Origin of the sequence: Secundilactobacillus paracollinoides (assembly GCF_001702155.1) — a bacterium.
In the GTDB taxonomy this organism is placed as follows: domain Bacteria; phylum Bacillota; class Bacilli; order Lactobacillales; family Lactobacillaceae; genus Secundilactobacillus; species Secundilactobacillus paracollinoides.
Genome location: NZ_CP014912.1, coordinates 3115480 through 3128331, shown reverse-complemented (window position 1 = coordinate 3128331; position 12852 = coordinate 3115480). Strand labels below are relative to the sequence as shown.

Annotated in this window: 11 protein-coding genes; all 11 read left to right on the top strand. The window is 47.2% G+C overall.

Annotation, left to right across the window (positions count from 1 at the left end):
- The first annotated feature begins 184 nt into the window (after positions 1–184).
- Complete coding sequence (locus AYR61_RS13825) at positions 185–376, top strand: hypothetical protein (RefSeq protein ID WP_156319298.1); 192 nt, start codon at positions 185–187, stop codon at positions 374–376.
- A 180-nt stretch (positions 377–556) separates the two neighbouring features.
- On the top strand, positions 557–823 hold the full coding sequence (locus AYR61_RS13820) for a phosphocarrier protein HPr (protein WP_065903580.1): 267 nt from the start codon (positions 557–559) through the stop codon (positions 821–823).
- Positions 823–2541, top strand: coding sequence for a phosphoenolpyruvate--protein phosphotransferase (gene ptsP, locus AYR61_RS13815; RefSeq protein WP_065903577.1), 1719 nt, complete (start codon positions 823–825; stop codon positions 2539–2541). The genes AYR61_RS13820 and ptsP overlap by 1 nt, the downstream gene beginning before the upstream one ends.
- A gap of 1350 nt (positions 2542–3891) precedes the next feature.
- A complete protein-coding gene (locus tag AYR61_RS13810) occupies positions 3892–5067 on the top strand; it encodes a glycosyltransferase family 4 protein (RefSeq protein WP_065903576.1) in 1176 nt (391 codons plus the stop codon).
- 140 nt (positions 5068–5207) lie between these two features.
- Entirely contained in the window at positions 5208–6236 is a 1029-nt protein-coding gene (locus AYR61_RS13805) for a glycosyltransferase family 4 protein (protein ID WP_065903574.1), read from the top strand.
- A gap of 5 nt (positions 6237–6241) precedes the next feature.
- Entirely contained in the window at positions 6242–7315 is a 1074-nt protein-coding gene (locus AYR61_RS13800; RefSeq protein WP_065903571.1) for a lysylphosphatidylglycerol synthase transmembrane domain-containing protein, read from the top strand.
- Between the two features lie 397 nt (positions 7316–7712).
- Positions 7713–8318, top strand: coding sequence for a Holliday junction branch migration protein RuvA (gene ruvA / locus AYR61_RS13795; protein ID WP_056987341.1), 606 nt, complete (start codon positions 7713–7715; stop codon positions 8316–8318).
- 10 nt (positions 8319–8328) lie between these two features.
- Positions 8329–9351, top strand: a complete 1023-nt coding sequence (ruvB, locus tag AYR61_RS13790) for a Holliday junction branch migration DNA helicase RuvB (RefSeq protein ID WP_083215567.1) — start codon at positions 8329–8331, stop codon at positions 9349–9351.
- 29 nt (positions 9352–9380) lie between these two features.
- Positions 9381–10415: a tRNA preQ1(34) S-adenosylmethionine ribosyltransferase-isomerase QueA gene (queA, locus tag AYR61_RS13785; RefSeq protein WP_065903565.1), complete on the top strand. Its 1035-nt coding sequence runs from the start codon at positions 9381–9383 to the stop codon at positions 10413–10415.
- A gap of 636 nt (positions 10416–11051) precedes the next feature.
- Positions 11052–12194 carry a tRNA guanosine(34) transglycosylase Tgt gene (tgt, locus tag AYR61_RS13780; RefSeq protein WP_056987324.1) on the top strand — a complete coding sequence of 381 codons (1143 nt, stop codon included), beginning with the start codon at positions 11052–11054 and terminating at the stop codon, positions 12192–12194.
- Between the two features lie 136 nt (positions 12195–12330).
- Complete coding sequence (yajC, locus tag AYR61_RS13775) at positions 12331–12699, top strand: preprotein translocase subunit YajC (RefSeq protein ID WP_083215604.1); 369 nt, start codon at positions 12331–12333, stop codon at positions 12697–12699.
- Positions 12700–12852: the final 153 nt, after the last annotated feature.

The following is a 12852-nucleotide window of genomic DNA, read 5'->3' as shown; positions in this document are numbered from 1 at the left end:
GGTCCATACCGACCTTGTCGCGAAATGATGAAAGGTGTCCGCTCACTAAAATTATTTTGTCCAAAATTGTCATGCTGACCAAAATAGGGGGTTCAAAGATAATCGGGTTTCATCTATAATAGACAGGTTGTTTTAAACGGCGTAACATGGTGACATGGGTTTCAGAAAAGGGGGGATATCGCCAGTGGACAAGGACTACACGAAGATGATGGAACAGCTGAAAGACGGCGAATTAGACGAGTTTGTTGTGAAACCGGATGAGTTTATGAGCTTCTATCCCGCCTACATGAATTTCGAGTTTCGTAAGCGGGTCATTGGTAAGGCTGACAAACTTGGGATTCTCACTTATCACTATGATCATGACCAAACTTCATAAAAACAACAATGTAAGCGGTCACTATTTGCTTACATTCGCTTGTATTTTAGTGAATAAATTGATATTCTTAGGATAAAGGCAAGTTTTCCCATCAATTCGAAGAAGCGGGGTTCCTTGAACTTGGTGGCAACAGCGCCCTAAAAGAAAAAATATTGTGCTCGTAAAAGGAGATCGATGACTATGGAAAAACGCAACTTTCACATTACCGCAGAAACAGGGATTCATGCTCGTCCAGCAACTTTATTAGTTCAAGCTGCCAGCAAGTATAACGCTGACATTACCCTTGAATACGAGGGCAAGTCCGTTAACTTGAAGTCAATCATGGGTGTGATGTCTCTCGGTGTTGGTGCCAACACTGACGTCACCATCGCTGCTGACGGCGACGACGAAAAGGACGCCATGAAAGACGTTGCTAAGACCATGAAAGAGGAAGGCCTGTCTGACTAATGCCAAGTCGGGTACTTAACGGAATCGCCGCCAGCGATGGTGTTGCGATTGCCGAGTCATATCGGCTGGTAGATCCGGACCTGTCTTTTGATAAGGTCAAGATCTCTGATGTTAATGCCCAGGCAACCAGGTTATCCGCTGCGCTTGTTGCGTCTAAACGTGAATTGGCGCAGATCAAAGAACATGCTATTCAAACAATGGGTGAGGATGAAGCCACCGTTTTCGACGCGCACCTCGCCATTCTGTCCGATCCAGAAATGATTCGGCAGATTGTTAAACAAATCCGTGACCAGCGGGTGAGTGCCGAGGAGGCGCTGACCGTTGTCACGGATTCGTACGTTAAACTGTTTGAAAACATGCAGGATAACCCGTATATGCGTGAGCGGTCTGGCGATATTCGGGACGTGACAAAGCGGGTATTAGCGCATTTGCTGGGTGTTGAATTGCCGAATCCGGCGCTGATCGACCATGAAGTGATCGTGGTCGCTCATGATCTGACCCCAAGTGATACGGCTCAATTAGATCGCCGATTTGTGAAGGGGTTCATTACCGATATCGGTGGGCGAACCTCTCACTCCGCAATTATGTCGCGAACGCTTGAAATTCCAGCGGTTGTTGGTACCAAAGAAGCAACGTCACTGATTGAAGATGGCCAGCCACTTATTTTGGATGGCATTCACGGCCAGGCGATTTTGCAGCCAACAAGCACTGAACGTCAGGAATACCACGATATGGCAATCGATTATCAAACACAGCGGATCGAGTGGCAGAAACTGCAAGACAAGCCAAGTGTGACGAAGGATGGTGTCCACCACGTTCTAGCTGCCAACATTGGGACACCAGAGGACCTGACTGCCGTAAAGACAAATGGGGCTGAGGGTGTCGGCTTATTTCGCAGCGAGTTTCTGTACATGAATGCCAATAATTGGCCAACCGAAGATGACCAGTTTGAAGCCTATAGGACCGTTGTTCAAGGCATGGCGGGCAAACCCGTTGTCGTGCGCACCATGGATATTGGTGGTGACAAGGGGTTGCCTTATTTGGACATGCCAAAAGAAATGAATCCGTTTATGGGCTACCGGGCGATTCGGATCAGCCTAAGTAAGACGGCAATCTTTAGAACCCAATTACGGGCGCTGTTGCGGGCATCGGCCTATGGTGATCTTGGTATCATGTTTCCGATGATCGCAACACTTGATGAGTTTCGCTCGGCAAAGCGGATCACCAAGGAGGAACATCAGAAGTTGCTGGATGACGACGTTCCGGTAGGCGACCCGCAGTTGGGCATAATGGTTGAGGTGCCGGCTGCCGCTATTTTGGCCGATCAGTTTGCTAAGGAAGTCGATTTTATGAGTATCGGCACGAACGACCTGATCGGGTATTCAATGGCTGCTGACCGCACGAATGAACGCGTTTCTTACCTTTATCAACCCTACAACCCAGCGATTTTACGTTTGATCAAACACGTGATCGATGCCTGTCATCAGGAGGGCAAAATTGCGGCCATGTGCGGCGAAATGGCGGGTGACCAGTTGGCAGTCCCAATTTTGGTCGGCATGGGCTTAGACGAGTTCTCAATGAGTGCAACAAGCATTCTAAAAACACGGGCGTTGTTTCGCCGGTTAGATTCGGCTAAGATGGCTGTTTTAGCCGATAAGGCGATTCATGCTGGCACCAATGAAGAAGTGATTAAATTGGTGGATGAATTCGTGTTTTAGAGCGTGTAGGAAAACGGGAGGAAGCGGAGGGCCTTTCGAATGTTAGGTGATAGTCCGTTGCATTCCGCAATTTGGCACTCCGTGTAGTGGCTCGCGACTGAGCTAACTCGATTTCTGCTGCGCAGCTCTCGAGTGGATCTCAATCGTCTCGCACATCAGTAACCGACCGAAGAACGGTCGCTAACTGATGTCGACACCACAGCTCCGTGCCAAATTGCTGCATTCTACTCACGTTGAGCTTATTTTTACTACTAGTTAAGCATCACATTGGTGTTAAACCAAGTTTGAAGAGAATCCGCCCTCGACTGCTAGTAAGGCAATTAACAGCAATGCTTCTCATGATGTGTCTGTCACCAGTAACGATTAATATAGAGGTTTCGTGATACCACTTTTGAAGACTTATTAACTGTGATGACCACTGTCAGCATTGCAGGGTAGTGGAGCCATCCGGCATTGCAGGCTCTGTGGTTGTCGGTGGTCGTTAGCGGCCGTCCTTAAGCCGGTTACGAACACGGGAGACATAGGAGATCTTTGAATTTCTAGTGTATATTGCGGAAACGTGTTCCACAGGCCTGCTCCACACTCTTACTTCAGCCTGCAGGGCCGAACGGTGGAACGAAGCGACATTAAGTGCTACTTTGAATCACCCAACAATGGAGAGTACCCATTGCGGAGCGCGTTTCCACTATGGAAAATAGATAGAATTTTTCAGTTTTCCGAATTACGTTTCAGCACAGCTGACAAGAAAAATTATGTGAATAAAAAACTAACATCCTAAAAACACAAAAGCACCAGCCCAAAATCCAGGATAGGAATTTGGGCTGGTGCTTTTGTGATGCATAGGGTGTGCACGGGTTCGTGATGCAGACGAAATAAACAACGCTGTGGCTTGACACCAGCTCGTCAGTCACGTAAGATACTTGTAAAATCATATTATATGGGATATAGTATGTATTCACCAGGTCCTAACGGCGAGATCAGCCAATGGCATTGACTTCAAAAAAGACTAGTAACAGGTGGTTAATTGAAGTTGACAGGACTCGTTCAACTCGGTAGGATAGGGTAACTTTTCAATTCAAGACAATTGGTTATTTGATTGGCGGTTGCGTTACGGCGCAAAATGCTATATAGTTAATTACTGAAGTAACTAACCTGTCAATTTGTTAAATTGTTAAATTTACATGCCAATTTACGAAGTTATCGGCCGTTTGGCTTGGACTAACGCTAAAGAGGGCGTATGATTAATTGTGATAACATGGGCGTTTGAAGTCCATTATTAGACTGTAGAAGCGGTACAGATTTAATAAGTTCTGTCCGTTATGTTGAACTAATTTTGTTGGGGGGATCAGCGTGAACATTGGACTATTTACGGATACCTACTTCCCTCAGGTAAGTGGTGTTGCCACATCCATTAAAATTTTAAAACACGAGCTTGAAAAACAAGGGCATAGAGTCTACATTTTCACGACGACTGACCCGCATATTGAGCGCGACGTATATGAACGCAATATTTTCCGGTTCCCAAGTGTGCCGTTTGTGTCGTTTACTGACCGGCGCATCGCGTTTCGTGGGCTGTTTCATGCCTATCAAATTGCGAAAGAACTGGATTTAGACATTATTCATACGCAAACCGAGTTCTCAATGGGGTGGATCGGCAAATTTGTGGCGCGGAACCTTAAGATTCCGTGTCTGCATACCTACCATACAATGTATGAGGATTACCTGCACTATGTGGCTAACGGTAAAATTTTAAAGCCGGTGCACGTTAAACAAATGACGCTTGCGTTTTGTGCCCATTTAGATGGCGTGGTTGCGCCAAGTGATCGTGTGATCGATACGCTAACCGGGTATGGTGTTAAGACACCGATTCGTGTCATTCCAACTGGCATTGTCTTGGATCAGTATGCGCAGCCAAGTGCGCTAAATGTTCGTGAAACTTACAACATTTCACCAGATGCACCGCTGATTTTATCACTCAGCCGGCTTGCGTTTGAAAAAAATATTAAAGAAGTTATCGATGGGATGCCAAAGGTGATCGACGAATTGCCGAACGCCAAGATGTTGATCGTTGGTGATGGTCCAGCCCGGGAAACACTCGAACAACAGGTTAAGAATCTGAAACTAGACGACCACGTTATTTTTACCGGTGAGATCAATAACGACAAGGTTGCCGCATTTTACCAAGCTGCCGACCTCTTTGTCTCAGCTTCTGAATCAGAATCTCAGGGACTGACCTACATTGAGTCGTTGGCAGCTGGCACCAAGATCGTTGTCAAACACAGCCCATATACTGATGACCTGTTGGCGGGCGATACGCTTGGCAGTATCTTTGCCAGCTTTGATGAGATGGTTGCCGATATGGTGCATTTTCTTAAGGATCCTGTTATTAAGGACCAAGAAACGCTTAAGAAAACGTTGCACGATTCGTCGTCAGATGCGTTTGGCGAACAGGTCGCTGCGTTTTATCAGGACTGTCAACTCGCTTACGAGCAAGTTCATGAAGACTCAGCTGGAATCAGTAACTAAGTGTAGAAGACTGGAAAAGGCAGAAATTCGGGACGAGTTTTTGCCTTTTTGCGTGTTTTATTTTGAGTGATACTATCAGTTGGGGTGTTAGGCTAGCGGTTGGGGTTACAACGACTGCGGATTATGATGAGGAGTGCCAAATGTTAAAGATAACCATGTTTTCAACAGCGGATAAAGTTGCCGGTCAGGGCGTTGGCAGTGTCTACGTCGAACTGTTGCGATTGCTGCGAACACAGGCAAATGATGAATTGAAGATTCAGGTCAACACCTACGGACGGGCTGATATTAGTCATTATCACACCATCAATCCGCAGTATTATTTATCGACCTTTATGCCGAATCGCGGCCGCAAGATCGGGTTCGTTCATTTTTTGCCTGAAACACTTGAGGGGAGTCTTAAACTTCCTCGACTGTTTAAGGGGATTTTTTACCGGTATGTCATTGCGTTTTATAAACGGATGGATCAGCTGGTCGTGGTGAACCCCAGTTTTAAGGAAAAATTGATGGCGTATGGGATTTCAGAGGCAAAAATCACTTATATTCCTAACTTTGTCAGCAGCAGTACCTTCTATCCAGTGACGGATAAGAAGCGGACTGAGTTGCGGGAACAGTATCATTTTCCCGATAAGTTTACCGTTCTAGGGTCTGGTCAAGTCCAGGTTCGAAAAGGGGTCCCAGACTTTATCGAATTGGCAAAACGCAATCCCGATATGCAGTTCATTTGGACGGGAGGCTTTTCCTTTGGCCGGATCACAGACGGTTATGCGGAACTGAAGAAAGTGGTTGATGATCCGCCGGCTAACCTGAGCTTTCCAGGAATCGTCGACCGCAACAAGTTAGTGGACTACTATAATATGGCCGATGTTTTTCTGTTACCGTCCTATAACGAGCTCTTTCCCATGTCAGTTTTGGAGTCCTTCAGTACCCATACCCCAGTCCTGGTGCGTAACCTTGACCTGTATGATGCCATCTTAAAAGGTGACTATCTTGGCGCTGATGACGTTGACGAAATGGATCGAGATCTCCATGAACTGCGCGATGATCCGGCGGCTCTACAGGCGTTGCAGGATAAGGCAAAGGACGCTGCTGATTACTATTCCGAAGATCGACTCGTTAAGATCTGGGTCAAGTTCTATCAGGATCAAGCACATCTACGTAAAAGAGGATAGAAACTATGTCGAGACGTAATAAACTGGTACTGGTCCTGATGCTGATCTTAGGACTTGGCGTTTTTGGGTATTCCCTGCGCGACATCAAGATCAGTATTTTGATTCATGACTTTACCACCATTAATCTTTGGTGGCTGGCAGTAGCCATCGGCTGTATGTGTGTGTACTTCGGCCTTGAAGGACTGATCGTTAAGCTGCTGGTTGAGAAACGATTAGGAAAATATTCGTACAAGAGCGCGCTGCGGATCCCGTTGATCGAGCAGTTGTTTAACGGCATTACACCGTTTTCTTCCGGTGGGCAGCCGGCCCAGTTAGTGGCGATGCTGCAATCGGGTGTTGATGGTGGTCGGGCAAGCTCCATCCTGCTGATGAAGTTCGTTGTCTTTCAGGCGATGATTGTCATCAACTTCCTGATTGCCTTGATCATCGGCTTTCATTACATGGTCGCTAAAATGAGCTACCTAGCACTCTTTGTAGTGTTAGGCTTCATTATCCATTTTTCAGTCATTGTCGGCTTACTGCTGATCATGTTTTGGCCGCGATTTACTAAAAAATTAATTAAGGTCGTGACCTGGCCGCTCAAGTTCTTTATGAAACCGGAACGGGTCTCGAAAAGGGCCGCGAACCTGGATAATAAAGTGGACTTGTTTTACGACGAAAGTGTGCGACTACTCAGTGAGCGTAAGTTGCTGATCGAAGTGGTTATCGTGACGTTCTTTCAACTCCTGTTCTATTACCTTGTCCCATACTTTATCATGCTGGCACTTGGCTATTCACACGTCAACGCCGTTATGGTCACATGCCTGCATATTCTGATCATCATGGTGATCTCCATCTTCCCAATTCCGGGTGGTGAAGGCGGGGCGGAATATAGTTTTGAAGTTTTATTTAGAAGCTACATTACCAACTCCAGCAAATTAGTGTTGGCCATGCTGTTGTGGCGGATCCTGACGTACTATTTTGGAATCTTTGCCGGTATCGGCGCTCTGGGTGTGAAACCGGACCCGTTGAAACCGCATGACCGCCAGAAGATCGAAAATGAAGAAGCAAAAGAAAAGGGAGCAAAAACACCAAAGTAAGCTTGGCCGATGGCTGGGCTTTTTTTAGAGGGTGAAGGAAAACGGGTGAGACCAGAACGTAAGGCACGGGCGTGATAAATCCCGGTCCTGGATTTGTCACACCTGCGCCTTACGTGGCCGGTCTCAGTTTTCCGAAACCCGTTTCGGCACGGTTGCCAAAAAAATACTGCTTAGTCGGTTTGGAATGAGTCAAAAAAGTGGCACAAAAGCCACACCTAAACCAACGGCAACTCAACACCGACGTGCCTCGTAACCCCTGACAGATCAAACGTTAACACCAACCAACAAACCGGCACTCAGCCTGACACTCAAGCTTGATTCAACGCCTTGTTTCATGGTACACTTTTTAGGCAAACATACGTTTTTAAACGGTAAGGAAATGGGGGACGATCACACCATGTTTCAGTATTTAGAGGGCCGGATCACCGACGTTCAACCCGCGTACATCGTGGTTGACGTGCACGGCGTTGGCTACCTCGTTCGAGCCGCCAATCCCTATCAGTACGAGGTTGGTGATCAACTTGTGCGCGTGTACGTGCACCAGACGATCAGTGATACCGCCCAAGTATTATATGGATTTGCGACTTTGGATGAGAAAAAACTTTTCGAAAAACTATTAGCGGTTTCTGGCATCGGTGCTAAAAGTGCGCTTGCCATTCTTGCTAACGGCGATCAGGCCGCAATTATTCGGGCCATTCAAGATAACGATGTTAAATTTTTAACCCATTTTCCGGGCGTTGGGAAAAAGACCGCGCAGCAAATTGTGCTTGATCTTAAAGATAAACTGGAAGACCTGGGTGAGGTTGGGTTATTTGCCACGCAGCGTGAGCCCGAAACACCAACCTCAGACAATCCGCAGTTGGCGGATGCCTTGGCAGCACTGACAGCACTTGGTTATCGCGATCGCGACGTGGCAAAACTCGAAGCCACTTTGAGCCAAGAACCAGGCAAAACCACTGACGATTATTTAAGCGCCGGATTGAAACTATTAACAAACGCATAGGGGAGGTGACATTGTGAACGATGATGATGAACGGTTGGTTTCCGGTCAGCCACAGGGTGACGAAGAGTCAGCTGTTGAACAGTCATTACGACCAAGTTCGCTGGATCAATACATTGGCCAGTCAGCCTTAAAAGACGAACTTAAAGTCTATATCCAAGCGGCCAAACAGCGGGAAGAAGCCTTGGATCATGTGCTGCTTTACGGGCCTCCTGGTTTAGGTAAAACGACGCTGGCAATGATCATTGCTAGTGAAATGCAGGTCGGTATTAAAACGACGAGTGGCCCTGCAATTGAAAAAACGGGTGATCTCGTTGCGTTGCTGAATGAATTGCAGCCGGGCGATGTGCTGTTTATTGATGAAATTCATCGGCTCCCTAAAATTGTTGAGGAAATGCTGTATTCGGCGATGGAAGATTTCTTTGTTGATATCGTGGTGGGTCAGGGACCAACTGCCCACCCCGTCCATTTCCCGTTACCGCCATTTACATTGATCGGTGCGACGACGCGGGCCGGACTCTTATCAGCGCCATTGCGCGACCGGTTTGGTATCGTGGGACACATGGCCTATTACGATGTCGCCGATCTTGAACAGATTGTGATTCGGTCTGCAGGCATTCTGCATTCACCGATCGATGAGCAGGGCGCTCACGAAATTGCGCGCCGGTCACGAGGAACGCCGCGAATTGCAAACCGGCTGCTCAAGCGGATCCGTGATTTTGCGGAGGTGTCGACGTCCCACGACGGCATTGATTTAGCAATCGTTCAAAAAGCATTGAACATGTTGCAAGTTGATGATCAGGGACTCGACCGAACGGATATTAAATTACTTAAAACGATGATTACTTACTATGATGGCGGTCCGGTGGGATTAAACACGCTCGCCGCTAACATTGGTGAAGAAACCGAAACTGTTGCGGAAATGTACGAGCCGTTCTTGTTACAGCGGGGGTTCATTAAACGCACTGCCCGCGGCCGAATGGTCACGGCTCGAGCGTATGAACACCTTGGCATTCCAGAACCGCATAACGACTAATACTGCTCAACCTTGAAAGGAAGACGACCATGACACTGACTACAGATGATTTTGACTATGATCTACCGCACGAACTCATTGCACAAACCCCCATTGAAAAACGGGATGCATCCCGTCTTTTGGTAATGGACCATGCCACTGGCGCTTTAGAAGATAAGCATTTTTATGACATCATTGATGAACTGCATGCCGGTGACGCGGTGGTCATGAATGATTCACGGGTCATGCCAGCCCGCATTTACGGGATAAAACCGGATACTGGCGGTCATGTTGAAGTGCTGCTGTTACATAACACTAATGGCGACGAGTGGGAGACGCTCATGAAGCCGGCGAAGCGCATCAAAGTCGGGACAACGGTCACGTTTGGCGATGGTCAGTTAACGGCAACCGTCACCAAGGAATTAGAGCATGGTGGCCGGATGATTGAATTCCATTACGATGGGATCTTTATGGAGATTTTGGAAAAATTGGGTGAAACACCACTGCCTCCTTATATTAAGGAAAAGTTGGATGATCCTGAACGCTACCAAACGGTTTATGCGCGCGAATCAGGTTCTGCAGCTGCGCCAACAGCTGGTTTGCACTGGACGAAAGAACTCTTGCAAAAAGTACAGGACAAGGGCATTAAGCTTGTTTATTTGACGCTCCATGTTGGTCTGGGGACATTCCGGCCAGTCGACGAGAAAAATATTGATGACCATAAGATGCACTCTGAGTTCTATCGGTTGTCAGAAGAATCTGCAAAAACACTGAATGAAGTCCGAGCCAACGGTGGTCGCATTGTGGCCACGGGGACAACGTCAATTAGAACGTTGGAGACAATCGGCACAAAGTTTAACGGTGAGATCAAGGCTGATTCTGGCTGGACGGACATCTTCATCTTCCCAGGCTACCAGTGGAAAGTAGTGGATGCATTCATCACTAATTTCCACTTGCCAAAATCAACGCTAGTTATGTTGGTGGCAGCCTTTACGGGCAGAGATAACATTTTGAATGCCTATCAGCACGTCATTGAAGAGAAATATCGGTTCTTTAGTTTTGGGGATGCGATGTTCATTAAGTAGAGCGTGAAGCAAGGCGGTTTAGGGGCGGTGTGTAACGGACTCTGACCGAAAAGTCCGGGTCTGACTTTTTGGTCAGAGTCCGTTACACGTTAGCCCCGTGCCTTGCTGAACGCGTTTCGGCTCGAGGACAGAGGCCCACAAGAAATGCCTGATTTTGGCATTTTTGCCAGAGTTAGCTTATGCAGTAGCCCTCAGCCTTGCTGAACGCGTTTCCGCTAGATAAAAGCAAAGCACGTCGCAAGTGGCTCTCTAATAACAAAAAACGCAATCTTGGCAATTTTGTCAGAACCCTCTTACACGTTAGCCTCGCTTACTGAACGCGTTTCGGCTCGAGGACAGAGAACTTCAAAACAATGATCTCAGTTTCTAAATTTATTAATTGAGGAATGCGCATTAACAACAAATAGTAATAACGCTTTAGATCTACATTGTACTATTGGCTACCGCCTTCTCTGTCACATTGTCGAAACGTGTTTCGCAAGGCAAGGGGCGGCAATGTAACGGACTCTGGCAAAAAATCCAAACCCGGGATTTTCTGCCAGAGTCCGTTACATTCTGCCCCTAGGCGCCTTGCTCCACACTCTGATCCATGCTACATTAAAGGAACGATTTTCAAGAACGGAGGCACATTCTTTTATGGAACCAGCGATTAAGTATCGCTTAATTAAAACTGAAAAACACACTGGCGCACGGCTTGGTGAGCTGATCACACCACACGGTACCTTTCCAACACCCATGTTCATGCCGGTTGGCACTCAGGCTACAGTAAAGTCTTTGGCCCCGGAAGAACTTGATGAGATGGGTGCTGGTGTGATTTTGGCCAATACTTATCACCTTTGGCTGCAACCCGGCGAAGATCTCGTCAAAGAGGCCGGTGGGCTGCACAAGTTTATGAACTGGCAGAAACCAATTTTGACTGATTCTGGCGGCTTTCAGGTCTTTTCACTTGCTGAGAATCGCAACATCACCGAGGAAGGCGTTCATTTTAGAAATCCGTCTAACGGAGACAAACTATTCTTGTCTCCTGAAAAGGCGATGCAGATCGAAAACGATTTGGGACCCGACATCATGATGAGTTTGGATGAATGTCCGCCCTTCTTTGAGAGCTACGACTACATCAAACACTCCGTTGAACGGACGTCTCGGTGGGCAGAACGCGGGTTGAATGCACATCGTAACCCTGATTGGCAAGGGTTGTTTGGCATTGTTCAAGGGGCCGGTTACGAAGAACTACGTCGCCAATCAGCCAATGATCTGGTCAGCATGGATTTTCCTGGCTACTCGATCGGTGGGTTGTCCGTCGGTGAATCTAAGGCGGAAATGAACCAGGTGCTAGAATTTACAACGCCAATGTTGCCAACGAATAAACCGCGTTACCTCATGGGGGTCGGGTCGCCTGACTCCCTCATCGATGGCGTCATGCGCGGCATCGACATGTTTGACTGCGTGCTGCCAACACGGATCGCGCGTCGTGGGACCTGCATGACGAGTCACGGTCGGGTGACAGTGAAGAACGCACAGTACGAACGTGATTTCAGTCCAATTGACGATAATTGTGACTGCTACGCGTGCCGAAACTATACGCGGGCGTATATTCGCCACTTGTTTAAAGCTGATGAGAGTTTTGGACTGCGGTTGACAAGTTACCATAATTTGTATTTCTTACTCCATTTGATGAAACAGGTTCGTCAGGCAATTATGGACGATAATTTGTTGGAATTTAGAGAAAACTTCTTTGAAGCATACGGTTATAACGTCCCGAACCCCAAAAATTTCTAGCGTTTTCAGAGATACCATGGACGAAGGTCCAATTTTTTGTTAAATTATAGAGTAGACGAAAAGGTGGGTGAAACAATTGACAGTTTTAGCAGCAAGTTCCGCTAGTAGCTATTCCGGTATCATCTTGATCCTGGTCATGATCGTGGCCATGTACTTCTTGATGATTCGGCCGCAACGTAAGCAACAACAAAAGCATCAAGATACATTATCAAAGCTTCAAAAGGGTGACCACGTTGTTACCATTGGTCGGCTTCATGGTGTTGTTGATGAGATCAACAACGAAGCCAAGACCGTAACCCTTGACTGCGATGGCATTTTCTTAGTCTTTGACTTAAACGCGATCGGTTCAGTTTCTCAACGGGCAGCTAGTTCAGAAGTCGCCGCAGAACCAGCCAAGGCAGAAACAAAGCCAGCTGACGATGCAGCTGCTGACACCGCTTCAACTGAAACGGCAGACAAACCAGCCGACTCAGATGAAACTACTGATCAAGACGCTGACAAATAGGTGCTTGGTTGTTTAGAATCTCCCGTTATTGGGAGGTTTTTTTATTTGGCGTGGGATTCTCTGGCTTCGTCACTGCACGCGGTTTTCTGGCTTGCAAGCGTTCAGAACCTTCGCTATAATGGAATGATGTTTTAGGTGAAAGTAAGGGGGCGG